The sequence below is a fragment of the Streptomyces sp. B3I8 genome (assembly GCF_030816915.1).
In the GTDB taxonomy this organism is placed as follows: Bacteria; Actinomycetota; Actinomycetes; order Streptomycetales; family Streptomycetaceae; genus Streptomyces.
Map to the genome: position 1 here is coordinate 7,252,134 of NZ_JAUSYN010000002.1, position 25,879 is coordinate 7,278,012.

At 72.7% G+C, this 25,879-nt stretch carries 21 protein-coding genes; 6 read left to right on the top strand and 15 right to left on the bottom strand.

Going from position 1 to position 25,879, the window contains the following annotated elements; all coding sequences use genetic code 11:
• Nucleotides 1-2 precede the first annotated feature (2 nt).
• The 3 genes from QFZ64_RS34010 to QFZ64_RS34020 all read right to left on the bottom strand — a co-directional run bounded on the left by QFZ64_RS34010 (nucleotide 3) and on the right by QFZ64_RS34020 (nucleotide 4,497).
• Nucleotides 3-707: a response regulator transcription factor gene (locus tag QFZ64_RS34010; RefSeq protein ID WP_307071331.1), complete on the bottom strand. Its 705-nt coding sequence runs from the start codon at nucleotides 705-707 to the stop codon at nucleotides 3-5.
• Nucleotides 704-2,032 (bottom strand): sensor histidine kinase, encoded by a 1,329-nt coding sequence (locus QFZ64_RS34015; protein ID WP_307071332.1) that lies wholly within the window; start codon nucleotides 2,030-2,032, stop codon nucleotides 704-706. The genes QFZ64_RS34010 and QFZ64_RS34015 overlap by 4 nt, the downstream gene beginning before the upstream one ends.
• A gap of 152 nt (nucleotides 2,033-2,184) precedes the next feature.
• Nucleotides 2,185-4,497, bottom strand: coding sequence for an MMPL family transporter (locus QFZ64_RS34020; protein WP_307071333.1), 2,313 nt, complete (start codon nucleotides 4,495-4,497; stop codon nucleotides 2,185-2,187).
• Between the two features lie 222 nt (nucleotides 4,498-4,719).
• On the opposite strand from QFZ64_RS34020, the gene QFZ64_RS34025 reads away from it, so the two are divergent.
• A complete protein-coding gene (locus QFZ64_RS34025; protein ID WP_307071334.1) occupies nucleotides 4,720-7,386 on the top strand; it encodes an alpha-L-rhamnosidase C-terminal domain-containing protein in 2,667 nt (888 codons plus the stop codon).
• A 134-nt stretch (nucleotides 7,387-7,520) separates the two neighbouring features.
• Here the strand turns inward: QFZ64_RS34025 and QFZ64_RS34030 are convergent, their stop codons facing one another.
• From QFZ64_RS34030 to QFZ64_RS34050, 5 genes are all read right to left on the bottom strand, one after another.
• Nucleotides 7,521-8,375, bottom strand: coding sequence for a class II fructose-bisphosphate aldolase (locus QFZ64_RS34030; protein ID WP_307071335.1), 855 nt, complete (start codon nucleotides 8,373-8,375; stop codon nucleotides 7,521-7,523).
• A gap of 162 nt (nucleotides 8,376-8,537) precedes the next feature.
• Nucleotides 8,538-9,497, bottom strand: coding sequence for a DMT family transporter (locus QFZ64_RS34035; protein ID WP_307071336.1), 960 nt, complete (start codon nucleotides 9,495-9,497; stop codon nucleotides 8,538-8,540).
• Nucleotides 9,484-10,494: an N-acetylglucosamine kinase gene (locus QFZ64_RS34040; protein WP_307071337.1), complete on the bottom strand. Its 1,011-nt coding sequence runs from the start codon at nucleotides 10,492-10,494 to the stop codon at nucleotides 9,484-9,486. The genes QFZ64_RS34035 and QFZ64_RS34040 overlap by 14 nt, the downstream gene beginning before the upstream one ends.
• Nucleotides 10,495-10,531: 37 nt before the next feature.
• Nucleotides 10,532-11,704 carry an SIS domain-containing protein gene (locus tag QFZ64_RS34045; protein ID WP_307071338.1) on the bottom strand — a complete coding sequence of 391 codons (1,173 nt, stop codon included), beginning with the start codon at nucleotides 11,702-11,704 and terminating at the stop codon, nucleotides 10,532-10,534.
• On the bottom strand, nucleotides 11,701-13,032 hold the full coding sequence (locus tag QFZ64_RS34050) for a D-tagatose-bisphosphate aldolase, class II, non-catalytic subunit (RefSeq protein WP_307071339.1): 1,332 nt from the start codon (nucleotides 13,030-13,032) through the stop codon (nucleotides 11,701-11,703). Before QFZ64_RS34050 ends, QFZ64_RS34045 begins: the two co-directional genes overlap by 4 nt.
• A 155-nt stretch (nucleotides 13,033-13,187) precedes the next feature.
• Here QFZ64_RS34050 and QFZ64_RS34055 point away from each other — a divergent pair, with 155 nt between their 5' ends.
• Nucleotides 13,188-13,988, top strand: coding sequence for a GntR family transcriptional regulator (locus QFZ64_RS34055; RefSeq protein ID WP_307071340.1), 801 nt, complete (start codon nucleotides 13,188-13,190; stop codon nucleotides 13,986-13,988).
• Nucleotides 13,989-14,038: 50 nt separating this feature from the next.
• On the opposite strand, the gene QFZ64_RS34060 is transcribed toward QFZ64_RS34055, so the two are convergent.
• Complete coding sequence (locus QFZ64_RS34060) at nucleotides 14,039-15,013, bottom strand: AraC family transcriptional regulator (protein ID WP_307071341.1); 975 nt, start codon at nucleotides 15,011-15,013, stop codon at nucleotides 14,039-14,041.
• Between the two features lie 245 nt (nucleotides 15,014-15,258).
• On the opposite strand from QFZ64_RS34060, the gene QFZ64_RS34065 reads away from it, so the two are divergent.
• Nucleotides 15,259-16,740 (top strand): NAD(P)/FAD-dependent oxidoreductase, encoded by a 1,482-nt coding sequence (locus QFZ64_RS34065; protein ID WP_307071342.1) that lies wholly within the window; start codon nucleotides 15,259-15,261, stop codon nucleotides 16,738-16,740.
• 263 nt (nucleotides 16,741-17,003) lie between these two features.
• Entirely contained in the window at nucleotides 17,004-17,891 is an 888-nt protein-coding gene (locus QFZ64_RS34070) for a trimeric intracellular cation channel family protein (protein WP_307071343.1), read from the top strand.
• A 26-nt stretch (nucleotides 17,892-17,917) separates the two neighbouring features.
• Here the strand turns inward: QFZ64_RS34070 and QFZ64_RS34075 are convergent, their stop codons facing one another.
• The 4 genes from QFZ64_RS34075 to QFZ64_RS34090 all read right to left on the bottom strand — a co-directional run bounded on the left by QFZ64_RS34075 (nucleotide 17,918) and on the right by QFZ64_RS34090 (nucleotide 22,188).
• Nucleotides 17,918-19,309, bottom strand: coding sequence for an erythromycin esterase family protein (locus tag QFZ64_RS34075; protein WP_307071344.1), 1,392 nt, complete (start codon nucleotides 19,307-19,309; stop codon nucleotides 17,918-17,920).
• Nucleotides 19,310-19,489: 180 nt separating this feature from the next.
• The gene (locus QFZ64_RS34080) at nucleotides 19,490-20,353 is read right to left on the bottom strand and encodes a trans-aconitate 2-methyltransferase (protein ID WP_307071345.1); all 864 of its coding nucleotides are present in this window, start codon (nucleotides 20,351-20,353) and stop codon (nucleotides 19,490-19,492) included.
• A gap of 95 nt (nucleotides 20,354-20,448) precedes the next feature.
• Nucleotides 20,449-21,045: a helix-turn-helix domain-containing protein gene (locus QFZ64_RS34085; protein ID WP_307071346.1), complete on the bottom strand. Its 597-nt coding sequence runs from the start codon at nucleotides 21,043-21,045 to the stop codon at nucleotides 20,449-20,451.
• Between the two features lie 207 nt (nucleotides 21,046-21,252).
• On the bottom strand, nucleotides 21,253-22,188 hold the full coding sequence (locus tag QFZ64_RS34090) for an alpha/beta fold hydrolase (RefSeq protein WP_307071347.1): 936 nt from the start codon (nucleotides 22,186-22,188) through the stop codon (nucleotides 21,253-21,255).
• Between the two features lie 333 nt (nucleotides 22,189-22,521).
• Here QFZ64_RS34090 and QFZ64_RS34095 point away from each other — a divergent pair, with 333 nt between their 5' ends.
• Nucleotides 22,522-23,064 carry a TetR/AcrR family transcriptional regulator gene (locus QFZ64_RS34095; protein WP_307071963.1) on the top strand — a complete coding sequence of 181 codons (543 nt, stop codon included), beginning with the start codon at nucleotides 22,522-22,524 and terminating at the stop codon, nucleotides 23,062-23,064.
• A gap of 45 nt (nucleotides 23,065-23,109) precedes the next feature.
• Complete coding sequence (locus QFZ64_RS34100) at nucleotides 23,110-23,931, top strand: alpha/beta fold hydrolase (RefSeq protein WP_307071348.1); 822 nt, start codon at nucleotides 23,110-23,112, stop codon at nucleotides 23,929-23,931.
• 152 nt (nucleotides 23,932-24,083) lie between these two features.
• Here the strand turns inward: QFZ64_RS34100 and QFZ64_RS34105 are convergent, their stop codons facing one another.
• Together QFZ64_RS34105 and QFZ64_RS34110 are read right to left on the bottom strand one after the other, a co-directional pair.
• Entirely contained in the window at nucleotides 24,084-25,211 is a 1,128-nt protein-coding gene (locus QFZ64_RS34105) for a DUF6745 domain-containing protein (RefSeq protein ID WP_307071349.1), read from the bottom strand.
• 236 nt (nucleotides 25,212-25,447) lie between these two features.
• Nucleotides 25,448-25,774: a hypothetical protein gene (locus tag QFZ64_RS34110; RefSeq protein WP_307071350.1), complete on the bottom strand. Its 327-nt coding sequence runs from the start codon at nucleotides 25,772-25,774 to the stop codon at nucleotides 25,448-25,450.
• Nucleotides 25,775-25,879: the final 105 nt, after the last annotated feature.

Here is a 25,879-nt window from a genome sequence, read left to right on the forward strand (position 1 = left end):
GTTCAGGGCGTTCCCGTGCCGGGCGCAGGCGGGTTCGGCGGGGTCACCTGCACGAGCCCCGTCTGGTAGGCGATGACGACCAGTTGGGCACGGTCACGGGCGCCCAGTTTCGCCATCGCACGGTAGACGTGGGTGCGGACGGTCAGCGGGCTGAGGACGAGTGTCTCGGCGATCTCCGTGTTGGACATGCCTTCGGCGGCCATCGCCATGATCTCCCGTTCCCGGGCGGTCAGTTCCGACAGCCGGCCGGGTGAGGCGAGCTGCGCGCCGGGGAAGGGGCTCATCAGGAAGTTCGCGATGAGGGTGCGGGTGGCGACGGGGGACAGCAGTGCCTCCCCGGAGGCCACGGTGCGCAGGCCGGCGAGCAGGGTGTCGGTGGTGACGTCCTTGCCGAGGAAGCCGCTGGCACCGGCGTGCAGGGCCCGGGCGACGTACTCCTCCGTCTCGAAGGTGGTCAGGATGAGGACGCGTGTGGCGGACAGTTCCGGATCCGCGCAGAGGATGGACGTGGCGGTGAGCCCGTCCGTGCCGGGCATGCGGATGTCCATGAGGACGATGTCGGGACGGTGCGTCCGGGCCAGGTGCACCGCCTCCGCGCCGTCGGAGGCCTCACCGACCACGGTCATGTCCTCGCAGGAGTCGATCAGCATCCGGAACGTCGCCCGGAGCAGGGTCTGATCGTCGGCGAGCAGCACCTTGATGGTCATGCGTCCTCTCCTGTCACGTCGCCCGTGCCGTTCTCGTCGCCCGTGTCGCCCGCGCCGCCCGTGGTGCTTTCGTCGTCCGCGCCGCCCGTGGTGTGCGGGGCCGGTTCGGGCGCGGCGGGTGACAGCGGCAGACTCGTCGCCACCTCGAAGCCGCCTCCGGGGCGGGGCCCGGCGTGGAACTCGCCGCCGACGGTGTGGGCCCGTTCGCGCATGCCCATGATGCCGAAGCCCCGGCCCGGCGCGGCCGCGGGAACCTTCGAGGTGCCGGGCGGCTCACCATTGGTGACGGTGATCCGCAGGCGGGACTCCTTGTAGGCGAGACGCACGTGTGCCGAACCGGCGGTGGCGTGCTTGGTGGCGTTGGTGAGCGCCTCCTGGACGATCCGGTACGCGGTCAGGTCCACGCCGGGGGTGAGCGGCCGGGGCTCACCGCTCGTCGTGACCGTGACGGTGAGCCCCGCCACCGCGCACGTGGAGACCAGTTCGGGCAGGCGGGCGAGACCGGGGGAGGGGTCGAGCGCCGCGGCTTTGGGGCCGCCGTCGTGGCGCAACAGCCCCAGCATGGACTTGAGTTCGCGCAGCGCGGAGGACGTGGTGCCGGTGAGCCCGGTGAGGATCTCCTTGGTCCGGGGCGGATCGGTGAGCGCGAAGTGGGCGGCCGTGCCGGCCTGGGCGTTGGCCAGGGCCAGGTGATGCGCCACCACGTCGTGCAGTTCGCGGGCGATGCGCATGCGCTCCTCGGTGACCCGCAGCCGGGCCTCCTCCTCCCGGGTCCGCTCTGCGTGTTCGGCGCGGGCCTGCACCGACGCCACGTAGGCGCGCCGCAGCCTGGTCATGCTGCCGGCGGCGAGCGGCAGCAGCAGCCAGAAACAGTAGCCGATGGAGCGGGGCACGGGGGAGGAGGCGAAGGAGGGATCGAACGCCGCCGAGGTGACCATCAGCGCCACCGCCGTGGTGACGGCGTAGAGGCGTGCGGTCCTGAGGCCGGTGCGCGTGGTCAGCCAGTACGTGGCCGCCATGACGGGGGCCAGCAACAGTGGGGTCAGCACGTACTCCAGTGCGGTGGCGATGACGATGCACACCGCGTTCACGACCGTGACCGTCCGCGGACGGCTCCGGTGCGCGAACAGGACGAGACACGCGACACCCATGACGATCAGCACGGTGGCGTCCCGCTCGGGTGGAGCGGCGCCGGGTCTGGTGAGCCCGGTGCCCACGATCGCGCAGGCCATGAGGACCAGCACCAGCACCGTGTCGACGATGCGCGGATGACGGTCGGCGTAGCGCTCGAGGCGGTCGGCGTAGGGCTCCGGGCTGCTGCTCATTCTTCTCCGGTCGGTTCCGCGGATCACGGCGCGCCGTCCGCCGCGGCGGGGGCCGCGGCGGACGGATGGTGAAGGGGGTCAGGTGGTGAGGGGGGCGGGTGCAGAGTGGTGAGGGGGCCGATGAGTGGTGCGGGGCGGGCTGGCGGTGCGGGTCAGGTGCGGGACGTTTCCCGTTCCGCCGCCGTCGTTCCGGACGCTTTCCGTTCCCCCGTCGCCGTTCCGGCCGGTCGGGGGTCCGCCCCGGCGGGCAGCCGGTCCAGTGCCTCGCCCTCCACGTCGACGCGGGGCAGCATCCGGTCCAGCCGGCCCGGCAGCCACCAGGCCCGGCGGCCGAGGAGCGCGAGGGCGGCGGGCACGATCGCCATCCGTACCACGAAGGCGTCGAACAGGACGGCCGAGGCGAGCCCGAACCCGATCATCTTGATCATGGAGTCGTCCTCGCTGACGAATCCGGCGAACACCGCGACCATGATCAGTGCGGCGGCGACGACGACCCGGGCGCTGTGCCGGAACCCGTCGATGACCGCCTGGCCGGGCGTCGCGCCGTGGACGTACGCCTCGCGCATCCGCGAGACGAGGAAGACCTCGTAGTCCATGGCCAGGCCGAAGACGATGCCGACGAGGAAGATCGGCATCAGGCTCATGACCGGACCGGTGTGCTCCGCGCCCAGCAGTTCGGCGCCGTGGCCCTGCTGGAAGACGAGGACGACCGAGCCCAGGGAGGCCAGCACCGACAACAGGTAGCCGAGGGCCGCCTTCAGCGGAACGAGCAGGGACCGGAAGACCACCAGCAGCAGGACGACAGCGAGACCCACGACGACGAGCAGATAGGGGACCAGGGCGGACCGCACCTTCCCGGCGATGTCGATGTCGACGGCGGTGGTGCCGGTGACGGCGAACGTCACGCCGGTCCCGGACCGGATCGCCGGCCGTGCGTCGCGGAGGGACGTGACCAGGGCCTTGGTCCTTTCGTCGGTCGGCGCCGTGGACGGTACCGCCTGGAAGACGGCTGTGTCGCCCGCATGGTTGAAGCGGGCCGGGGAGACGGAGACGATGCCCTCGGTGTCGCCGATCCGCCGTGCGACCGTCTCGACGGCGTCCTTCGCGCCGGCGCTGCCCCGGGCGTCCACGACGATGCTCAACGGCCCGTTGAAGCCCGGCCCGAAGGCGTCGGCCAGGGCATCGTATGCCCGGCGCTCGGTGGTCGAGGTCGGCTTGGCCTCGTCGCCGGGGTTGCCGAGCCGCAGCCCCGTCACGGGCAGCGCGAGAGCCCCGAGGGCCACCACGCCCAGCAGCAGCACGGGCAGCGGACGGCGCAGCACGAAACGCGCCCAGCGGGTGCCCCAGCTGTCCGGAGTGCTCCGGTCCTCGGCCGCTTCGGCGGGACTGCTGTGCTCCGCGGTCGCTTCGGCCGGGGCGTTCCGTTCCTCGGCCGCTCCGCCCCTGCGGGCCCGCCGGGTGAGCACGGCGTGCGGCCGGAAGCCGAGCAGCGCCGGGACCAGGGTGAGCGCGACCAGTACGGCGACGGTGACCGCGCCGGACGCGGCCAGGCCCATCTTGGTCAGCCCCGGGATCCCCACCACCCACAGTCCCGCCAGCGCGATGACCACCGTCAGCCCGGCGAACACCACCGCCGAGCCGGCCGTGCCGACCGCGAGACCGACCGCCTCCTGGGGCGCGTGGCCCCGGGCGCGCTCCTCGCGGTAGCGGGAGACGACGAACAGGGCGTAGTCGATGCCGACCGCGAGGCCCAGCATCATCGCCAGGATGCTCGTCGTCGCCGACAGGTCCAGTGCGTGGGCCAGCGCCAGGATGGACGCCAGGCTGATCCCGACGCCGATCAGGGCGGTCAGCAGCGGCAGCCCGGCCGCGGCGAGGGAACCGAAGGTGACGAGCAGGACCAGGGCGGCCACCGCGACGCCGATCAGTTCGGCCACGCCGCCCGGCCTGCTGCCCTCGCTCAGGGCCTTCCCGCCCACCTCGACGGTCAGCCCGCCGCCCCGGGCGTCATGGACGGCGTCCTTCAGCCGGTCTTTGGTGGCGTCGGTGAGGTCCTTGGGGCCGGCCTCGTAGGTGACGGTCGCGTACGCCGTCCGGCCGTCCTTGCTCAGCGTCCTCGCGCGGAACGGGTCGGACGCGCTCACGACCTGCGGGCCGTCGGCCAGGGAGGTCACGGTCCGCTCGATCGTCCGCCTGTTAACGGGATCGTCGATCCGCTCCCCGTCCGGTGCGACGAACACGACTCGGGCGCTCGCCCCGTCGGCGGTGGTTCCGGGGAAGCGCTGTTCCATCAGGTCGAACGCCTTCTGCGACTCGATGCCGGGCATGGAGAAGGGCTTGTCCGACGCCTTCGGAGCGCTCGCCGCCCCCCATCCGGCGAGGGCCAGTACGGCCGCCCAGACCAGGACGACGTACCAACGGTGCCGGAAGGCGATACGGCCCACTCGGTGAAGGAAAATGGCCACGGCAGGAGCTCTCCCCGTCTGGTGCTGGTGGTGGGCCCAGCCTCCCGGGACGCGCACCGCCGTGTCGTCGTACGCACGTCGGCAGTCGGCGCTACTGAGTCCGTAGTACGGAAGTACGGACCCGGTGCATCCCCTGTACGCCCCGGCCGTTCTGGTATACCTTCGCGTCGCCCGTGTCGTATGAAACGTTTCAAAACCTGTTGCTCCGTGAGGTGAGTCGCGATGCCCGAGAACCGCACGCACGACCAAGGACCCCGACGGCGCACGGTCGTCACCGCCGGCGCCCTCGCCCTGACCGCTCTCGCCGCGGCCCGCCCCGCGCAGGCCGCCGCCGAGACCGGACCGGCGACCGGATCGGCGACGGGGGCGGCCGGAACCGCCGGGACCCGCCCCCCGGTCCACGGTGTCACCCCCCGTCGCGGCGACTGGCACCGCTACGTCCAGGCCCCCGCCTCCACCACCGTCCGCCCCGTGCGCATCACGGAGTCCACCGGTGACGTGAACGACCCCGAGGCCCTGCTGCGCCCCGGCGGCGGCAGAACCGTGCTGCGCCGCCCGCAGCCCGAGCCGGCGCCCCGCTGGCCCGAGGGCACCACCGCCGAGGCCTCCTCCGCGCACGCCCCCAACAGCGGCAACGACGGCAACCCCCGCACCTACGACGCCGCCAACGCGATCGACGGCGACCCGGACACCTTCTGGAACGACGACACCGAAAGAGGCTTCCCCGACGTCCTGACCCTCACCACGCCGGCCCCGCTCGAACTGTCCGGCATCACCGTCGTCTCCAACGGCGACGGCGTGCCCACCGCGTTCACCGTCGAGGCGGGCACCTCCGGCGGCGGCTGGGACACCGTCGCCACCGTCGCCGACAACGATGTCGTCCAGCGTGCCGTCCCCTTCTCCCGCAAGGTCACCACCGACCGGCTGCGCCTCACCGTCACGGCCGCCCAGGACACCGGCAAGGGCGTGTTCACCCGCGTGAACGAGCTGTGGCCCGAGGCGATCGAACCCGTCGTCGCGCCCAGCGTCACCGTCGACTTCGGCAAGGTGGTCGTCGGGTACCCCGACATCCGGTTCACCGGCGCCTCCGCCAACTCGCCCGGAGTGCGGCTCGCGTTCTCCGAGACGCGGCAATTCCTCACGGAGCGCTCCGACTTCACCCGCTCCGACCAGGCCGGCGGCACCGGCCGGGGCACCGACCAGTTCGCCGTGCCCGCCGCCGGCGCCCACTGGAAGGACACCAAGGGATTCCAGCACGACGGCAAGGTCTTCGCCGACGGACTGCACGGCTTCCGCTACCTGCGCATCACCCTGGACGCCCTCGCCTCGGACGCACCGGTGGCCCAGCCCTGGGGCAGGGTCGACATCGACTCCGTCAGCCTCGACTTCACCGGATACCTGGGCACCCCGAGCACCTACCGCGGCTGGTTCCTCTGCTCCGACGACGACTTGAATCGTTTCTGGTACGGCGCCTCGTACACCAACGAACTCGTCACCGACACCTTCCGCCGGGACGACGTCGACCCCAGGAACGCCTGGAGCGACACCCTGGAGGGCGAACTCGTCCTGCACGACGGGGCCAAGCGCGACCGGGACCCGTACGTCGGCGACCTCGCCGTCTCCGCGCGCACGCTGTACCTGACGCACGACGACACCGCGGCCGCCGCCCGCAACGTCCTGGCCGACCTCGCCGACCACCAGCGCTCCGACGGCTGGATCCCCCCGGCCTCCATCAGCGGCTACACCCTCCCGCTCTTCGACTATCCGATGTGGTGGGTCACCTGCGGCTGGGACTACGTCCTCTACACCGGCGACCGCGCCTACGCCTCCCGCACCTACCCGAACCTGGTGAAGGTGCTCGACACCTGGTACCCGAGCGTCACCGACGACGCCGGGCTGCTCAGCAAGGGCCTCAACGGCACCGGCGGCTACGGCGACTACGCCTTCCTCGGCCGCACCGGAAGGGTCACCTACTACAACGTCCTGTACGTCCAGGCCCTGAACGACGCCGCCCGACTGGCCGACTGGCTCGGACACGCCTTTGACGCCGACCGCTGGCGCGAGCGGGCGGCCGCCGTCGCCGAGGCGGTCAACGCACACCTGTGGGACGAGTCCGCCGGCGCCTACCTCGACTCCGGGACCGGCGCCGTCCGCCACGCCCAGGACGGCAACGCCCTGGCCGTGATCGCCGGAGTCGCCGACGCCGACCGGGCCGCCGCCGCGCTCGCCCACCTCGACGCCACGACACGGCGGCCGTACGGCAACGCGTTCATGGACAACGACACCCTGTTCGCCGACGCCTCCCAGCGGGTGTACGCGTTCACGTCCTACCCCGAGATCGTCGCCCGCTTCCTGAGCGGCCGGGCGGACTCCGCACTGGACCAGATCCGGCGCACCTACGGGTGGATGGACCGCAACGACCCCGGCATCACGAACTGGGAGGGGATCGGACCGGGCGGCTCCCTGTACGAGGGGGCGTACACCAGCATGGCCCACGGCTGGTCCACCGGGGTACTGCCCGCGCTCACCCACCAGTTGCTCGGGGCGCGACCGCTGTCGCCGGGCTACGCGACCTGGGAGGTACGGCCGCATCCGGCGGACGTGACATGGGCGCAGGGCGAACTGCCCACGCCGCACGGGGGACTGGGAGTGGAGTGGACACACGCGGACGGCGAGTTCTCGCTGACGGTGCGGGTGCCCGGCGGAACGCGGGGGAGCGTGGCACTTCCGACCGGCGGACGGGACGTCACGGTGCGCAGCGGAGGACGCGTGGTGTGGGACGGGAAGCGGGGGCGGGTGAGCGGGATCTCGGCCGACGACGGACGGGTGACCGTCTCGGGCGTGCGGCCCGGGCACCACACGTTCGTGGTGTCACCCCGGCGGGGGTGAGAGCGCCGCATGGGGTGACAGGGCACGGCTCCTGCGGGTGGCGTGCCGCCCCCGGACGGAGGCGACCGGGGGGCCGGAGCCGTGGCCCCGCCGGTGGCGCCTTTGCCCAGCGGGCCGCGGGTGGCGCGTCGTGCTCAGCGGCCCGCGGGGAGCACCGCCAGCAGGGTGCCGACCGTCTCCGCCACGCCTTCCCGGGCCGGGGTCAGGTACTTCCTGGGGTCGGTCAGGGAGGGGGCGGCACCGAGGACGTCGCGCACCGCGCGGGTGAACGCCACGTTGAGAGCCGTACCTATGTTGATCTTCGCCATGCCGGACTCCACCGCCCTGCGCAGGTCCCCGTCGGGCACGCCCGAGGAACCGTGGAGCACCAGCGGGACCGGGACGGCCTCGCGCAGCCGGGCGATGAGCGCGTGGTCCAGCGCGGCGGTGCGCTCCGTCATCGCGTGGCTGCTGCCGACGGCGACGGCCAGCGCGTCGACGCCGGTGCGTGCGACGTAGTCGGCGGCCTCTGCGGGGTCGGTCCGCACCCCGGCGGCGTGGGCGCTCGCGGGAGCGTCCGGCTTGCCACCGACGTAGCCGAGTTCGGCCTCCAGCCACAGCCCGGCCTCGTGCGCCCACCGGGCGGCCTCGGCCGTGGCGGCGATGTTGCGGTCGTGGGGGAGAGCGCCCGCGTCGAACATCACCGAGGAGAAGCCGTTGTCCGCGGCCTGCCGCACCAGTTCCATGTCGGTGGCGTGGTCGAGGTGGAGCGCCAGCTCCACCTCGCTCGCCTCGGCGACGGCGGCGGTGGCACGGGCCAGCGGGGCGAGCCGGCCGCCGTGGTAGCGCACGGCGTTCTCGCTGATCTGGAGGATCACCGGCCGGCCAGCCGCCTGCGCGCCGTCCGAGATCGCCTCCGCGTGCTCCAGCGTGATGACGTTGAAGGCGGGGACGCAGCCGCGAACGGCGGCGGCCCGGGCGACCAGTTCTCCGGTGGGGACCAGGGGCATGTCGGGTTCCTCTTGGGGCGCGAAGGCGGGACGGACGAGACGAAGGAAAGGATGGGGGGGGAAGGGCAGGACAAGGGGAAGGGCAGGACTGGCGGGACGGGGCGAGTGGTGGGGCGACGGCGCGGTCGAGGGAACCCGGGAGGGCCCCTCGGCCGTCTGGCCCTAGCCGACCTTCTCCGTCGTGGCCCCGGGGGCCAGGGTGTCCTCCCCGCGCTTCTCGTCGGTGTAGACCATGAGCGTCGACCCGGCGAGGGCGAGGACGATGCCGATGGTGCCCCAGACGGTGGGCAGTGTCTGGTAGATGATCAGGGACAGCACGATCGTCAGGACCGGCGCCAGCGCGTTGGTGATGGGTGCCACCACGCTGGCCTTGCCCCGGCTGAGCGCCATGACGAGGAACAGCGCGCCCACCGCGTTGAGGACCTGGGTCCCCGCCGTGATCGCCGGGGCCTGCCACGGTGCCGAGGGCAGGTCGCCCATCATCAGGTAGGCCACCGGGACCAGCGCGAGACCGCTGATCGTCATCCAGCCGAACGTCGTGGCGTCGTTGACGCCCACCAGCGCGGCCTTGCGCATGAAGAACGCCTGGGCGCCCCATGCCACGCAGATGATGACGGCGAGCACCATCCACGAGCCGGTGTCGACGTCGCCGCCGGCCCCGGAGGGAATGCTGAGCAGCACGATCGCGACCGCCGCGGCGATCACACCGACCACGGCGAGCCGGGCTATGCGTTCGCGCAGCAGCGCCACGGCCATCAGGACGGTGATGACGGGGGAGAGCGACACCACCGGGAAGATCAGATAGGCGGGGCCGTCCGCCAGCGCCTGGAAGAGCAGCAACTGGCCGCCGGCGCCGGTGAGTCCGGCCAGCAGACCGTACAGGGCGGCCATCGGACGGCGGTCGAAGCGCTCACGCCGCAGTGCGACGGCCGCGGGGACGAGCATCGTGAACGCCCAGATGATGTAGATCATCTCGTCCGGGTAGTCGTACCGCTCGACGGGCTGGCTGGAGGTCGCGCCCCAGACGCCCCAGAACAGCACAAGGAGTCCGGCGTAGACGATCCAGCTCCGGCTGGATCGGCCGGAGGCGCCGGACGCGCCGGCCAGGTCAGAAGACGTCATTTCTGTCCTCCAAGGGGTGAGGGTCCGCGCCGTCGCGGAGAGCGGTGAGTGCTGCGGCGTCCAGCGGGGTTCCGGCCCGCTTCGCCGCGTAGAGCGCGGCCCCGATGGCCGGGGGGAACAAGGGGGTGCGCAGGTCGTACGTCCCGTCGCCGTCGCGCAGTCGCGCGGTGAAAGCGTCCCGGACGGCGGCGGAGCCGAAGACTCCGCCGGAGTAGGAGACGGGGACCGTCTCGTCGGCGGTGAAGCCCAGCCGGCGCCGCGCGGTGTCGACGAGCGTGGCCAGCTCCCGGCCCGCCTCGGTCAGGATGCCGGCGGCCGCCTCGTCGCCGAGCTCGGCGGCCCGGGAGACACTGCGGCTCAGGCCGGCGATGTCACTGCGCCGTCCGTGCCAGCGGTTGAGGACCACGTCGATGATTTCGAGGTCGTCGACGAGTTCCAGGTGGTGGCGGAGGGCGTCGGCGAGGGGCCCCTCCGGGAGCCGTCCGTCGCTCATCCTGGTGAAGGCGTTGAGGCCCTGGACGGCGATCCAGTAGGCGGAGCCCTCGTCGCTGAACATCTCGCTCCAGCCGCCGACGCGGACGCCGGAGCCGTTCCGCTCGCCGTACACCATGGAGCCGGTGCCGCTGATGACGTTGATGCCGTCGACGGCGCCCAGGGAGCCCGCCCACCCGCAGATCATGTCGTTGTCGCACGCGTAGCGGTCGTTGCCCAGGACCTTGCCGGGTGCGGCGTCCAGCGCGGGCAGGTCGCGGGGCGCCTCGCCGTAGCCGGGCAGGCCGAGGAAGGCGTAGGCGATGCCGTCCGTCGTGATGCCCGCCTTGTCGCAGACCGCGGCGATGCCCTTCTCCAGCACCCGCACGACGTGGTCGACGCCGCCCGTGCCGTTCTCCGCGAAGTAGTAGGCGCCGTCGCCGAGGGCCTCGGCCCGCACGGCGCCGGTGCTGTCGACGAGGCAGAAGGCCGTCTTCGTGCCTCCACCGTCCACACCCAGAAACATCGTCGTTCCTCCTGTCGGTTCGGTGCGCTTGTCGTTGTCAGGCACGGCCGTCGCCGCGCTCCGGGAGGGGGTGCAGGATCACGCCCTGCACCACTCGGTTCACCTCGCCGGAGGGGAACGGGTTGTCGGCCGGGATGCCGCGGGCCAGGGAGGAACGCAGGGCGATGAGCTGCGCGCAGACGACGGCGGGCAGGGCCAGCGCCGCGTCCTCGACCTCTCCGGCGCCGGGGACGAGCCAGGTGCCGTCCTCGGGCAGTCCCTCCGGGCGCCCGGCGACCGCGACGACGGTGCCCTGCGGGAGACCCGCCCGCAGTTCGCTCAGGATGTCCAGGTCGTAGGCGCGGGTGTAGGGGTCGTTGGAGACGTAGACGAGCACCGCCGTGCGGTCGTTGAGCACCGCCTTCGGGCCGTGCCGGAAGCCCAGCGCCGACTCGGCCAGGGCGACGACCGCGCCGCCGGTCAGTTCGAGCAGCTTCAGCGCGGACTCCTCCGCCAGCCCCTTCAGTGCGCCGCTGCCGAGGTAGACCAGCCGCTCGGGGCGCCGGGCGACCAGGGCGTCGATGCCGTCGTCCAGGCCGCCGGTGGTGAGGTGTTCGGCGGCCCGCGCCAGCGTCTCGACCTCCGACTCGCCGTCTACGGCGCCGAAGGCGAGCAGGGCCGCCAGCACCATGGACGTGAAGCTCGACGTCATGGCGAAACCGCGGTCGTTCGAGGCCGCCGGCATCTGCAGGACGTGGGAGTCGGGGTCCGCGGCGTGCTCGCGGGCGAGCCGGCCCTCGCTGTTGCAGGTGATGACGAGGTGGCCGACCCGGGTGAGGCACCGGCCGGCGAGGTCGGCCGCCGCGATGCTCTCGGGGCTGTCCCCGGAGCGGGCGAAGGACACCAGCAGGGTGGGCACGTCCTCGCCGAAGGAGCCGTAGGGGTCCGAGACGATGTCGGTCGTCGCCACGGCGTCGACGCGGCGGCCGGTGCGGCGGGACAGCACCCGGCGGACGAGCTGCCCCGCGAAGGCCGACGTACCGGCGCCCGTCAGCACGATCCGCAGGTTCTCCTGGGCGAGGAAGGGCGCCAGGAAGTCGTCCAGCTCCTTGCGGCCGTCCGCCAGGATCCGGCCGACCTCGCGCCACATCCGCGGCTGCTGCCCGATCTCGGCGACCGTGTGGCGGCCGCCGTCGGGGCGGGAGGTGGGGGTGTCGGTCGTGGTGGTCACGCGTACTCCTCTTCTTCGTGGCGTGTGGCGGTGCGGCGTGTGGCGGTGCGGCAGGCACGGTCGTAGTCCCGCAGGACGTCGCGGACCCGGTCGACGGCCAGGGCACGCGGGCTCGCCTCCAGCAGGCCGGCCCGCACGCGCCGGTACTGCTCGGGAAGCCGGGCGCTCAGCAGGGGCAGGGGGATGCCGGTGGCGGAGAGGTTGTCGAAGAGCGCGGTCACGGCCGCCTCTATCGCGGGGTCCGGCCAGTAGTAGCGGACCCGGTCGCTGTAGCTGTAGCGGCGGGCGAGCCGCCGCTCCTCGTCGTCGCCCTCGTAGTACCCCTCCCACCAGGACGGTTCTGCGCGCATCCGGCGCTCGACGACCTCCGGGAGGCCCGAGCGCCGCTCGGGGGCGAGGAGTTCCTCCTCGATGCCGGCCAGCGCGTAGAGCGCCTCACGCAGTGCGAAGGTCAGGCCGGGGCCGACCTTGAGCACCGCCCAGTGGTCCTCGACCAGTGCGGACAGTGCCTCGGGGGTCTGGTAGTCGGTGGAGTGGGCCTCGAAGACCATGCCGGGCTCGCTGTCCAGCACGGCGCGCAGTTCCCCGGTGCGCTCCCGGTCGTAGTCGACGACCTTCAGGTGGTCGAACTCGACGCCCGGCTGGACGACCAGCGCCATGACCCGGGGCCAGACCTCGCTCACCCCGTGCTCCGCGAAGGCCTCGTGGTGGCGCTTGAGCGTCAGCCGGGCCCCGTCCGCGGTGGTCGGGCGGACGCCGTCCAGCGTCTCGTGCGCACCGCCCGGCACGGGCACCTCGGTGCCGATGACGTAGCGGAGCGCACCGGCCCGGTCGGTCGCCGTCTCGCGCGCCGTCGCCTCCGCGACGGCCACCAGGCGGGCGGCCCGGTCGGCGACCACGTCGTCGCTCAGCGGCGCGGGGTCACCCGCGCAGGAGAAGCTGCAGTCCAGGTGGATCTTGGTGAAGCCGGCCCGGACGTATGCCGCGACGAGTCGCTCCGCCTCCTTCATGGCCTCCTCCGGCGGCAGCGCGCGCCACCGGTTGGGCCCCAGGTGGTCGCCGCCGAGGACGACGCGGTCGGCGGGCAGACCCAGACGTTCGGCGATGCCGAGCACCAGGGAGCGGAAGTCGTCCGGGCGCATGCCGGTGTAGCCGCCGTACTGGTCCACCTGGTTGGAGGTCGCCTCCACCAGGACTGTGCCCCCGGACTCCAGGGCCTGGAGTACGGCCGCCTCGATCACCAGCGGATGGGCGGAGCAGACCGACGTGATCCCTTGTGCGTCACCACCCTTCTGGTGTCGCACCAGTTCGTCCAAGGAACTGCTCATGATTCACCCCACGGTCGCACAAGTCGGGCGTGACCGGCGAATGCGCCTCAATCACCCCGCAAATTCAACTGGAACGATACTGGCCTGAAAACTGGTCGTCAATGGTCTGGCTCTGGTATGTATCTGGTATGGCAACTCACTGGTACGGTACTGGTATGGCCGCCTCGGACTCCGCCCTCCCGCAGGGCCTCCTCTCCAGCGACGCTCTCCCGCTGTACACCCAGGTCGCCGCGCGCCTGCTCGACGACATCTCCGGCGACGGCGCGCGCCCCGGCGACCGCCTCCCCTCGGAACGCGCGCTGGCCGGCCGCTACGGCGTCTCCCGCGTCACGATGCGGGCGGCGCTCAACGAACTGGCCGCGCGCGACGTCATCGAGTCCTCACCGGCCCGCGGCTGGTTCCTCGCCGAGGGCATCACCCGCGTCCTGTCGGCCCCGCGCCGGCCCACGGGCGGGACGGGACCGGCCGGCGGCCGCACCGTGCAGGGCTTCGCCGACTACGCCGAACAGCACGGCTTCCGCATCCGCGCCGAGGTGCTGGAGTCGGAGGTGCGGCCCGCCACCGTCCGGGAGGCCGAGCGGCTGCGCATCGGCCCCGGCGCCGACCTGTTCGAGATGCGCCGCGTCCGCTACCTCGACGACCGGGTCGTCGTACTGGAGCACAACCGGCTGCCCCTCGAACTGTGCCCGCTGCTCGCCGAGACCGACTTCTCCAAGGACTCGCTCTTCGCCACCCTGCGCCGCGCGGACCCGCCCCAACTGCCGCGCGTGGCCGACTACTCGGTGGAGGCCCGGCAGCCCACCGACGTGGAGCGCACCCTCCTCGAGATAACGGACGCCACCCCGGTCCTGGTGGCGACCCAGCTCGCCTTCAACCAGTACTCACAGCCCCTGGAACTGACCGCGGCCATCTACCGCGGCGACCGCTACCACTTCCGGGCGTCCATCACCGGCTGAACCCCGCCCCGGCTGACGGCGGTGGTGGCGCTCGCCGCCATCGCCGCCGGTCAGGTGCGGCGCAGCGCGCGAGGTGTCCTGCCGAAGCGCGCGCGGAACGCCCGGATGAAGTGGCTGCTGTCGGTGAAGTGCCAACGGGCCGCCAGTTCCGACACGCTCAGGGGCGTGGCCAGGAGCTCCGCCCTGGCCCTGTCCAGGCGCCGGGCGCGCACCAGGCCCATGACCGACGTCGCCTCCTGGGCGAACGCGCGGTGCAGCGTACGGACGGACACGTGCAGCGCGGCCGCGATCGCCCGGGGGTCCAGGTCCGGGTCGGTGAGCCGGCTCTCCACGTACTCCGTGGCGGCCCGCACCAGGGCCGGCGAGAACGGCGGGTCGTCGACGACCTGGTCGTTCAGCACGCCGTGGAACAGTTCCACGGCCGCGGCGCGAGCCGTCGCCGACGCGGCGGGACCGAGGGAGTCGGCCACCTCGGCCCAGCCGCGCAGGTGGGCGAGGAGCAGCCGCACGGCGGGGTCGCGGTGCTCGGCCATGACGAGGTTCGTGCGGGCGGGGAAGCGGATGTCCCGGGCGGGCAGGCCGAGAGCGGTCGCCCGGGTGCCCCGGGCCACCGTGAAGTCCCACGGCTCGTCGTTCCGGCGGGCGCACAGCAGCCCGGCCCCCACTGCGGCCGTCCGCCGCCCCGAACTGAAACGCCACTCCCCGCCGACCGTCAGATGCGCCATGACCAGGTCCTCGTGGTGACCGTACGCACCTCCCGTGCTGCCCGCGACCGCGTCGCTGTATTGGTCCTCCACGCGGATGTCGCCCAGGACTTGCAGCCGGATCCGGACCCGGTACGCGCCCTCGCTGTGCCGCGGCAGCCGCAGGGGAGGGGGCGGCACGGCGTCTCCCGCCTGGCGCCGCCACCGCTCCCGCAGCACGTGGTCGCGGTCGCTGTCGGCGTACGGGACGGTGAGGTCGATCGCGAATCCGTCCGAGGGGTCGTCGCTCGGCAGCGGCACGGGGCCGCCCTGGTCGCGCATGGGCGCGTCACCTCCTCGCTGCCCACACCCGCCGTCAACACCACCGCACGCAGGGCGGGTTGGGCCGCCGTCCACCCTAAGCCCACAACGGCACACGGATGCCGTTCCCTGGCACGGACGTGCAATGTGCCCCGTGCGTGAGGCGCGAGACTCCTGTCGACCGCAGCTTTTCGATCTCCACGGAGTACGACGCTCGTCCCGCACGTGCCGCCGGACTCCGCGGACTCCTTGGGGGAGTACACCCCGTGACCGTGCCGACCGATCCCGCATCCGCCGTTCCCGCGGATCCCGCCGTTCCTTCTGTTTCCGCCGTTCCTTCTGTTTCCGTCGTTCCCGCCGACTCCGTCGTCTCCGTCTTCGACGGACTCGTCCGGGCCGAACCGCCCACCGCCAGCCCCGTCCTGTTCGACACCGCGTGTGTCCTCGGCGGCAGCGTCGCGGGCCTGCTGGCCGCCCGCGTGCTCGCAGGCCACGCCCGCCGCGTGATCGTCGTCGAGCGGGACGAGGTCTCCACCGAGGGCGCCCCGCGCCGCGGCGTGCCACAGGACCAGCAGGTGCACACCCTGCTCCCAGCCGGTCTGAGCTGGATCGAGCGCTGGCTCCCCGGCTTCTCCGACGACGTCAGGGAACGCGGAGCGACCCTCATCGGCCTCGACCGGGCCGCCACCCTCCTCGACGGGCACCCCCAGGCGCCGAGCGGCGCCGGCCTGGAGGTGCTGGGCATCGGCAGGCCGCTGCTCGAGGCGCGCGTCCGGGCCGCGGTCATGGCTCTGCCCCAGGTCTCCCACCTGCATGCCAGGGCCACCGGACTGCGGTACCGCGACGGCGCCGTCGACGGTGTCCGCGTCGACGAGGCGGGCACCGAACGGATACTCGACGCGGACTTCGTCGTGGACGCCACCGGGCGCGGCGGCCGGCTCGCGGAGTGGGTGGGACGGGACGGTTACGACGAACCCCCGCTCGAACGCCTGCGCACCCCCATCAACTACGCCACCGCGCTCTTCGAACGCCGCACACGCACCGCCGACCTGGACGTCGGCCTCGCGCTGAGCATCTTCTCGCCCCGGTACGACGCGGGCGGCGTGTCCGTCGCCGCGGTGAACGCCATCGAGGACGACCAGTGGATCGTCATGCTGATGGGGTACGGCGACGACCGCCCCGGCAGGACGATCGACGAGTTCCGCGCCGCCTGCGCCAAGCTGCCGCCCCTGTTCACCGAGGCCACCAGCGGTGCCCTCACCCGCGACATCGTCACCTACCACCAGGCGGAGAGCCGACGGCGCACCTTCACCGGCCTGCGCCGCTTCCCCGCGCGCCTGGTGGGTGTGGGCGACGCCGTCGCGTCCTTCAACCCCGTCTACGGGCAGGGCATGAGCTCGGCCACCCTGCACGCGTCGTGCCTCTCCGCGTATCTCACGGGGAAGCCGGACCTCTCGGCCGCGGCCACGGAGTTCTTCGCGCTCCAGCAGATCGTGGTGGACGCGGCGTGGGCGGTCTCCGCCGGCGGCGACGCCGCCCGCCTCGACGCGGAGACCGGCGCCGAGGTGCCCGAGGAGGTCCGCCGACAGCGCTGGGCGATGGGCCAGTTGACGGCCGCGACGCTCCTCGACGGGGACATCGCCCGCGCCTTCAACGACGTCTCGTTCATGCTGCGCCACCCCGCCACCCTGGCCGACCCCGCCCTGCTGGAACGCGCCGTCGCCGTCAACGAGGCGGCGCGGGACTGACCGTCCCACCTCCCACACCCCGGCCCCCTCGCGCCCGCCTCCTCCACACGGGCCTCCGCGGGTGCCGGGGTCACCGTGCGTCCCGTTACCGAGCCGTACGGTCGAAGTCGCGGAGCGGGTGAGCAACTCCCGCCCGCGCAAGGGAACGTGGACGGCACAGGAGACGTCTGTCGTCTCGGAACGCCACACGGGTGCCCCGTTCCCGAGCCGGGTGTTCACCGTACTTGCCGCACGTGCACACCTTGCTCCGGAGGTCCCGTCCCATGCCGATCGACGAACTGAACGGCGCCACCCAGTACGTCATGGATCTCCTGGGTATCTTCTCCTTCGCCCTCTCGGGCGCCTTCATCGCCGTACGGAGGGACTTCGACGTCTTCGGGACGGTCATCCTGAGCGAGGCCGCCGGACTGGGCGGCGGCCTCTTCCGCGACCTCGTCCTCCAGGTGCCGCCGGCCGCCTTCACCGACCTCGGTTACTACTTCACCCCCGTCGGCGCCGCCGCCGTCGTCCACTTCGGACACCGTCTCCACGACGACCTCCTGGTGCGCAAGAGCGTCATCTTCGACGTGTCCGACGCCGGGGCCCTCGGGCTGTTCAGCGTCACCGGCACCATCAAGGCGCTCACTCACGGCTTCAACGTCCCCGCCGCCGTCACCCTCGGTGCCGCGAGCGCCGTCGGGGGCGGCGTACTGGCCAGCGTCCTCGCCATGGAGGTGCCCTCCCTGCTGCGCTGGGACAATGACCTCTACGCGCTGCCCGCTGTCGCCGGAGCGGGCTCGACCGCCGTCCTCCACCTCACCGGAGTGCTCCACGTCGGTACGGCCGTCGGCGCGTCGGTGTTCGCGATCGCCCTGCGGCTGCTCGCCCTGCGCTACGGCTGGCGCACCCCGCGCTCGCACTTCTGGCGCAATCCCTTCTCCGGGATGCGCCACCAGCAGGCCGTGGTGCCGGCCCGGTCGGCGGCGCCCGTTCCGCTGGAGGCGGACACCGTGACCCTGAGCCCGCTCGACGCCCGCACGGTCACCATCCGGCGGGGCGACCTCACCCGCGGCGCCGCCCCGCCCGCGCGGGATCCCCGGATCGGCTGGCACGCTCCCTCGCTCCCGCACACCGGACCGGAGGAGGCGGGCGACGAGCCCCGCCGACGGTGACGTCACCCGGCACGTGACGTCGGAGGTCAGGACGAGCCGAGATACGTGGTGGCGTGGATCTCGTGCAGGTGGATGAGCACGTCGTGCGCCTGCCCCAGCGCCATGTCGTACAGGTAGGTGTCGGGCCAGCCCGCACCGATGTTGTAGGTGGTGCGCCGCCGGTCCAGCCAGGCACGTACGGCGGGCGGGGCGGTACGCATGTCGAGGATGTAGTCGCGCTGTCGCGCCTCGTCCAGCGTGTACTCGTTCGAGTCCGGCTGCGCGGCTCCGACGGTGCGGGTCCGCATCACCCCGTCGTCCGTGCCGAACGCCTTGAAACCGCCCTCGTAGAAGCTGAAACCGATGCTGACGTACTTCCCGCCCAGTGCGTCGCGCAGGTACGCGCCCTCGGTCTTGGGGTAGCGCGGGTCGAACGAGTCGTAGGACACGTGCGTGTTGTGCGCCGACAGCAGCATTCGGTCACCGGTGTGCCTGTTCCACCACAGCGTGTTCGCCGCCATCGTCCGGTCGCGGAACTTCATCATCCGCGCGACCTGGGCGTCGTCCCCGATGTCGAAGGAGTAGCCCTCGGCGAACTGGTCCACGGCCCTGGCGTTCTGCACGGCCCACAGCTGGGCGCGGGCGTCGGCACCGCGTCCCGGGTGCTGCCCCTCCAGCAGGTCGAGCACCTTCCCGGTGCGCTCCGCGCGGTCCTTGCGCTCGGCGAGCGGCAGTTCGAGGTACTGCTTGCTGTACGTCGCGGCGTCGGTGGTGGGCCTGAGCCCCTCGTAGAGCGCGGTGACCCGGTCCAGCAGTTCCGGGTGGGCGCGGGCCACGTAGTCGGTGATCCGGTCGTACAGTTCCGGCCCGGCGTAGCCCATGTCGGTGCCCACGAAGTGCACCGGGTCCTGCGGGTGACGAAGGTTGTGGTTCCGCATCCACGCGATGAGGTCGCGGTAGTCCTGGTTGTTCCAGATGTCGTACGAGCCCTGGAACTCGTCGTGTGCGATGTCCTCGAGGTCGCCCTTGCCGTGCACCACGTAGTCGTCGAGGCGCAGGCCGCTGCTCCAGGGCAGTTCCAGTGCGAAGGCGCGGAAGCCCTTCTCCTGGACCAGGTGACGCAGCACCCGGTGCTTCATGCGGAAGAAGTCCCGCGAGCCGTGGGTCGCCTCGCCGAGCCCCACCACCTCGGCGTCGGCGATCATGGGGTCCAGCGCGTCGAGGTCCCGCAGACGGCTCCCGGGGTCGGTGGTCCGCAGGACGTGGGCGCTTCGTTCGATGCCGCGCACCACCCGGTCCGTCGACCTGTCGGAGCGGTCGGTGTCCGCCGCCCGGGTCGGGGGGTGGGCCGAGGGGGCCGCGACGGCCGGGGTGGCCGCGGTCAGGGTGGCGAGGGTGAGGAGGGCCGAGGGGAGGAGTATCGCCGTGCGTCGTTTCATGGTCCCAGATTCCCGTGCGGCACCCACGCGCCACCAACCCGTGTGCTGCCCATCCGCGAGTACCGCAGGCGCTACCCGGGCAGGGGGGAACGCCGCCTCCCCGCACGGCCGGCCGGAAGGCCGGCCGTGCCGGACGAGGTCGGCGGGGGAGGGGCGACGGGCGTGGCCCCGGCACGGACGTCAGAGGGCGCGGCGGGCCGTCCAGGCCATGCGTGTGGTGCGCACTCCCAGGTCGTTCCGGCGCGACAGGGCGCTCGGGCCGTCCGGGGCGAGGAGCGCGTCCAGTGCGGTCAGGTCCCGGGGTGCCAGCTCGGCCGCGACGGCGTCCCGGATGCGACGCAGACTGCTCGACGCGTAGCGGCGCACCGCGTCCTGGTCCGACGGGGCCCGCATGCCGGGACCCAGCGCGATGTCGAAGACACGTTCCCCCTCGACGGTGAACCCGGTGCTCCGCAACAGGGTTCCCCAGTCGGCATGACGATGGGGCAGATTCGCGGCGTGCCGGCGGTCGAGCGCGGTATGGCAGCGCTCCTCCAGGCCCGGGGCCTCCGCCGGGGCGTCCGCGGGCAGGAACCGGGGGAAGCCGGCCAGTTCGACCACCGCCAGCAGCCCGCCCGGTGCCAGCAGGTCGCGCACCCGGCGCAGTGCGCCCTCGGGGTCGGCCAGGTGGTGCAGGGCGGCCGAGGTCCACACCAGTTCGGGCGTGCCCAGGTCGGGCCACTCGGCGGCGTCCAGGTCGGCCGCCAGGACGTGCACGCGGTCGGCGACGCCCGCCGCGTGCGCCTTCTCCCGCAGCCGGCGCAGATGCGCGGCGGAGGAGTCGACGGCTGTCACCTCCGCCTCCGGGAAGCGGTCGAGCAGGGCGAACGTGCCGGCGCCGGTGCCGCACCCCAGGTCGACGAGGTGTCTGGGACCACCGCTGACGGGCAACCAGGCGACGAGGGAGGCGAGGTGCTCGGCGAGCACCTCCGCGTCCAGGTCGAGGAGTTCGGACTGGACCTCGGTGGGCGTGTGCGTGTGCGTGTGCGGGGAGGGGTGGTTCATGCCGTCACGCTAAGCGGGCCGGCCGCGTACGCCCCCCGTGTTCCCCGCATGGGCAAGACGGCGGCCCGTTCTGCTGCCGGACGCGCAAGGAACGGTCAGGAGGGCCGGCGTGGTGGGCTGTCGGCGCCCTCGCCGCGCCTGTGACCGCGGCGGGCGTCGCGGTCGAAGATGCCCAGCACCTCGCACGGCCCGCCCTCGGCGCCGATGGCGTGCGGCAGCATCGTGGGGAATTCCGCCGCCTGGTTGGTCTCTATACGCAGCCGGCGGTTGCCCAGCAGCAGGGTCGCGGTGCCGGACAGCACGACGAGCCATTCGTGCCCGGGGTGGGCTCGCATGCGGGACGGGTTGTCCGGCGGCGGCTTGGTCATGCGCTGACGTACCACGGTCACGCCGGGCTGTGCCTTCAGCGGCCAGCTCATCTGTCCGCGGGCCGCGTCGATCGCCGGGTGGGAGACGACGTCGTCGACGGCGGTCTCGACGAGCTGGTCGAGGGAGGTGTCCAGCGCGCGGGCGAGGGTGACCAGTTGGTCCAGGGCCAGCCGCCGTCGGCCGGTCTCGATCCGGCTGAGCGTGGACTGGCTGAGCCGGGCGCGGGCGGCCAGTTCCTCCAGCGACCACCCCTGGGCGAGGCGAAGGGCACGGATGCGTCTGCGAACGAGGTTGTCGAGATCACCGTCGTCGTCTTGCGTCATGAGCAGCATCGTATGCCTACTCAGCAAGAAGTGCTCGCCCTGAGGTCGGTGAGGTCGGTGAGGTCGGTGCGTTCGGTGCGTTCGGTGCGGCGGCCGGTGCCTCCGGGGCGGACGTCGCGCGTGCGCCCCGGAGGTGCGCGGTGCGACGCGTGGTCTCGCCGCTCCGCACCGACCGCACCGCTCCGCGATGACTCGCCGACCGCTCGCCTACTTGCTCCGCAGCCGCCCCAGGGGGTCGCGGCCCTCCTCCAGGGCGGCGGCCGCGGCCTGCCAGCCGGAGTCGCCGGGTACGAGGGCGTCACGAAGGAAGGCGGTCGTCAGCCGCTGGAGGAGGGCGACGCGCGAAGGGTTCTCGTCCGTCGTCGACGTCGACTCCTGGCCGTAGATGCCGCCGAGCGAGTGCTCCGCCCCGAACAGGGTGAGCAGGCTCTTGGGGCCCGGACTGTAGGTGTAGGGGTCGGTGAACCAGTCCGGGCCGCGGGTCGACAGGAAGGACTGGTCGTTGTCCCCGGCGACGACGAGGCTCCGCGTCCGCATGTCGTCGAACGAGGGCTTCATGAAGGGGAGGTTCTCCTCGGCGAACGGGGTCAGACTGTCCCCGAGGCCGGTCAGCGCGAGCAGTACGCCCGCCGAGACGCGGCCGTCGGTCATGTCCTCGCCCGGTACGCCCTCGGCGTCCACGACGCGGGCGCCCAGCAGGGCACTGGCGGACTGCGCGCCCCAGGAGTGGCCGGCCAGGGCGATCCTGCCGTGGTCGAGCCGCCCGGTCAGACCCGGTACGGCGGTTTCCAGCGCGGGGAGGTTGTCCAGTACGCGGACCAGGTCCTCGATGCGGTAACGCCAGATCCGCGGCGTACGCGGGTCCTCGGGGGGAAGGCCGAGCGTCCTGGAGTCGAGGTGAGTGGGCTGGACGACCGCGAAACCGGAGGCGGCCCAGAAGTCCACCAGCGGGGCGTACTCGTTCATCGATCCGCCGAAGCCGTGCGAGAAGACGACGATCGGCAGGCCGGCACCGCTCGCGGGGGCGGTGACGCGCACCTGGAGATCCTCGCCGCGTTCCGGGGCGGGCAGGACGATCGGGCGCAGGGAGACCACCGGGGTGGGCGGGGGAGCGGTCTCCCGCAGATCGGTCGTCTTCGGCATGGCAGGAGTGGCGGTTGTGGGTGGTGTGGCGGGCGTGGCGGACATGAGTGATGCCTTCCGTTCGGTATTCGGAGTGGGCAAGGCGGTGATCAGGCACGGCGACGGACCGTGGGCGGGCGCTCGGGATGGACGTCGCGTTCCGGAACTGCCAGGATGGGCAGAAGCGGAACGTCGCTCCGCTCACGATACGGAACGTCGCTCCGCTTCGCAATGTTCCCGCGATCCGCGATCCGCGTTCCGCGATGTTCGAGGCCCGCGATCCGCGATCCGGCCTCACGAGAGGGGAGCACCACGGTGAACCACGGCACCACGCAGGAGGCCGGAGTCAGGCGCATGGACGCCCGGCGCAACGCGCGGACCCTGCTGGACGCGGCCGCCGAAGTGTTCGTCGCCTCCGGGGTGGACGCACCGGTGCGCGACATCGCGGCCAGGGCCGGCGTCGGCATGGGCACGCTCTACCGGCACTTCCCCACCCGGGCGGACCTCGTCATCGCCGTCTACCGGCACCAGGTCGACGCCTGTGTCGAGGCCGGACCGGCCCTGCTGGCCGCTGCCCCCACGCCCCACGTCGCGCTCGCGCGCTGGGTGGACCTCTTTGTCGACTTCCTCGTCACCAAGCACGGACTCGCCGCCGCGCTGCGCGCCGACAACACCCGCTTCGAGACCCTCCACTCCTACTTCCTCGACCGGTTGGTGCCGGTCTGCGCGGACCTCCTCGACGCGGCCGTGGCCTCCGGGGAGATCCGCCCCGGACCCGACGCCCCGCAGTTCCTGCACGGCATCGGCAACCTCTGCATCGGCGCCGATCGCGACCCGGACTACGACGCGCGCCGGCTCGTCGGCCTCCTCGTCGCGGGCCTGCGCGAACGGGGCTGAGGGGAGTTCGGACAGTAAACGGAGGGAAGAGACAGGGGAGGCGCGGTGACGTGGACGGAGCGTACGGTCGTACGGGACGGGGTGCGGCTGGTCTGCCGTGACTGGGGCGGGAGCGGACCGCCCGTGGTGCTGCTGCACGGGCTGGCCGGTCACGCCGGCGAATGGGACGCGACGGCCGCGCGGCTGCGTGCCGCGCACCGTGTCGTCGCGGTGGACCAGCGCGGCCACGGCGCGAGCGAACACCTGTCCGCGGACGTCTCCCGCGACGCCTACGTCGGCGATGTCCTCGCCGTGACCGAACAGTTGGGCCTGGAGTCGCCCGTCCTGGTCGGCCAGTCGCTCGGCGGACACACTGCCGTTCTCACCGCCGCGCGGCATCCCGGGCTGGTGCGCGCGCTCGTGCTCGTCGAAGCCGGGGCGGGCGAGCCCTCCCCGGACACCCCGGCGCACATCGGGGCGTGGCTGGACTCCTGGCCGGTGCCCTTCCCCTCGCGCGACGCCGCCGTCCGGTACTTCGGCGGCGGGCCCGTCGGCGAGGGCTGGGCGGACGGACTTCAGGAGCGCGACGGACGGCTCTGGCCGCGCTTCGACCGGGACGTGATGGTCGGCTCACTGGCGGAGACGGCCCGGCGCTCCTTCGCTCCCGAGTGGAGCGGTGTCACCTGCCCCACCCTGCTCGTGCTGGCCCGAGCGAGCCTTCTCGCGCCCATGGAGATCGACGAACTGCTGCGGCGACGCCCCGACATGACGTCCGTCAGCGTCCCCGGTACCGGGCACGACCTGCATCTGCAGCGACCCGGGGTCCTGACCGACCTGATCTCGGCGTTCCTCCTCGACGCGCGCCGACCCACCCCCGATCACACCTGACGGGTCCTCGGGTGACCCGCCGGGTGGGCCTCAGTTCCTCCGCCACGTCTCTCGCCCGGTCCGTCGTCAGTTCTGTCGTCAGTTCCGTCGTCAGTTCTGTCGTCGTCAGCTCTGCGGTCACGTCCGTCGGCAGAGCTGACGTCAGTGCTGCGTCAGGTCTGCTGCAGCGGCACGTACTCCTCGGCCGTGACGCCGAACGTCCAGGCCACCCCCTCCTTCGCCGTGCGCGTCGTCGGCGGGACCCGCAGCCAGTACGTGCGGTGGGTGCCGTCCGGTTCGGGGGTGGAGTTGAGCACCTCGACCATCACGAGCGGTTCGTCGCCGACGAGATCGATGCGCCACAGGGTGCCGGTCTCGTCGCGGTGCAGGGGCTGGGCGCCGGAGTCCTTCAGATAGCGGTCGTACCCGTAGAACTCCAGCATGACCCGGCGCAGTTCGGCGTTCTCCTCCTTGTGGATCCGGCGCGGCGTCAGGTCGGCCAGCTCGGTGAGGAAGTCGGCCGGCACCGGCATGCCGCGCCAGGCGTGGAGAGCGAAGCCGTCGGGGTAGGCCAGCGCGGGCCCTTCCCCGTTGTCCAGCCGGCCCGCCTCGTCCTGGTGCAGCGCCGCGGGGCGTTCCGACACCACGACGACCCGGGAGTACGGCCACCACCAGCCGGCGCTGCGGCACACCTCGGTCAGTGCCTCGACCGGACCGCCGTCCGTGGCGAACGCCGCGAGCCACGGTGCGTCGTGCTGTCCGAGCACCGCGTCCAGGAGCAGCAGCCGTACGGCGGTCGCCTCCGCCCCCGTCGTCCCGCCGGCCACTTCCTCCAGCACTCCACTCCTGATCCGGTCCACCAGCGCCTGCGTGGACTCCCACAGTCGCCCGCCCGTCGCCGCCCAGTGCTCCGACCACCCGGCGGCGCCCAACTCGGCGTGCAGTCGGGCACGTTCGGCGGACCAGGGGGTGTCCCTGACCGCGTCGCGGACACAGGTGCCCCGGTCGGGCAGTTCCCGTATCAGGGACACGGCAGCGCGCGGAGACCCCGCCCACACGAAGCGCTCGGGCTCGGGCAGTCCGGCCTGCCGGTAGGCCGCCCTGATGCCTGCCTCGGCCGCCGTCCGGTCGGCGGGGGCGGTGGCCCGGGCCCGAGCACGCCACGGACCCAGCCCGTCCGCGTCGGCGGAGCCACCGTCCGCCGCTCCCACCACCGGTCCGCCGGCCACCGCCCCTTCGGCCTCCGACACGCCGTCGAGATTCGTCCGGCCGTCTCCGTCGATCACGCCCGTCTCACTCATGTCCGCCCCGCTCAGGTTCGTGCCGCCCATGTCCGTCCCACTCACGCCGGTCCCACTCACGCCGGTCCCACTCACGCCGGTCCCGCTCACGTTCGTCCCGCCCATGTCCGTCCCACCCACGTCTGTCCCACCCACGCTCATCACTCGCATGTCTCCCGGGGGCCGTGCGCACGCCGGTGCCCGGTGTACCGGTGCCCTTCCGACCGGTGCGCCCCCGCACCCACCCGGCTCCGTGCTCAGTCCGCCACGATGCGCACGGACCCGGGCACGTACTCGCGCTGCCGGATGACCCGGAACCAGCCCGCGGGCAGCGTGACCACCGCGTGTTCCTCGTGCACCACCCGGCCGCCCTTGGGCAGATGCAGCAGCATCGGCCCGAGCGGCCCCGGCTCACGTATCAACTCTCCCGGGCCGACCACCGCGTGGGCGTGCCCCGTGACCTCGCCGAGCGCCAGGACGAGCCGGCCCCGCCCGTCCCGCCGCTCCTTCGGCGCCTGCGCCACATGAGCCGGGACCGCGGTCTCCGCGACGGGCACGATCAGTACGTCTCCCTGCCGGAACATGACTCTCCCCTCCTGGCCGGGTGCGTCGCGCACCGGCCTGATGAACGACACCGTAGGGGCCACCACTGACAACGCCCCCGCACCGCGCTCCGTCCGCCCCGCCCA

Coding starts and splice junctions, on each gene's coding strand:
- QFZ64_RS34070 (WP_307071343.1), top strand. CDS start 17,004: ATGCCGATCGACGAACTGAACGGCGCCACCCAGTACGTCATGGATCTC.
- QFZ64_RS34085 (WP_307071346.1), bottom strand. CDS start 21,045: ATGACGCAAGACGACGACGGTGATCTCGACAACCTCGTTCGCAGACGC.
- QFZ64_RS34055 (WP_307071340.1), top strand. CDS start 13,188: ATGGCCGCCTCGGACTCCGCCCTCCCGCAGGGCCTCCTCTCCAGCGAC.
- QFZ64_RS34035 (WP_307071336.1), bottom strand. CDS start 9,497: ATGACGTCTTCTGACCTGGCCGGCGCGTCCGGCGCCTCCGGCCGATCC.
- QFZ64_RS34010 (WP_307071331.1), bottom strand. CDS start 707: ATGACCATCAAGGTGCTGCTCGCCGACGATCAGACCCTGCTCCGGGCG.
- QFZ64_RS34025 (WP_307071334.1), top strand. CDS start 4,720: ATGCCCGAGAACCGCACGCACGACCAAGGACCCCGACGGCGCACGGTC.
- QFZ64_RS34105 (WP_307071349.1), bottom strand. CDS start 25,211: ATGAGTGAGACGGGCGTGATCGACGGAGACGGCCGGACGAATCTCGAC.
- QFZ64_RS34050 (WP_307071339.1), bottom strand. CDS start 13,032: ATGAGCAGTTCCTTGGACGAACTGGTGCGACACCAGAAGGGTGGTGAC.
- QFZ64_RS34095 (WP_307071963.1), top strand. CDS start 22,522: ATGGACGCCCGGCGCAACGCGCGGACCCTGCTGGACGCGGCCGCCGAA.
- QFZ64_RS34015 (WP_307071332.1), bottom strand. CDS start 2,032: ATGAGCAGCAGCCCGGAGCCCTACGCCGACCGCCTCGAGCGCTACGCC.
- QFZ64_RS34080 (WP_307071345.1), bottom strand. CDS start 20,353: ATGAACCACCCCTCCCCGCACACGCACACGCACACGCCCACCGAGGTC.
- QFZ64_RS34040 (WP_307071337.1), bottom strand. CDS start 10,494: ATGTTTCTGGGTGTGGACGGTGGAGGCACGAAGACGGCCTTCTGCCTC.
- QFZ64_RS34110 (WP_307071350.1), bottom strand. CDS start 25,774: ATGTTCCGGCAGGGAGACGTACTGATCGTGCCCGTCGCGGAGACCGCG.
- QFZ64_RS34030 (WP_307071335.1), bottom strand. CDS start 8,375: ATGCCCCTGGTCCCCACCGGAGAACTGGTCGCCCGGGCCGCCGCCGTT.
- QFZ64_RS34075 (WP_307071344.1), bottom strand. CDS start 19,309: ATGAAACGACGCACGGCGATACTCCTCCCCTCGGCCCTCCTCACCCTC.
- QFZ64_RS34060 (WP_307071341.1), bottom strand. CDS start 15,013: ATGCGCGACCAGGGCGGCCCCGTGCCGCTGCCGAGCGACGACCCCTCG.
- QFZ64_RS34090 (WP_307071347.1), bottom strand. CDS start 22,188: ATGCCGAAGACGACCGATCTGCGGGAGACCGCTCCCCCGCCCACCCCG.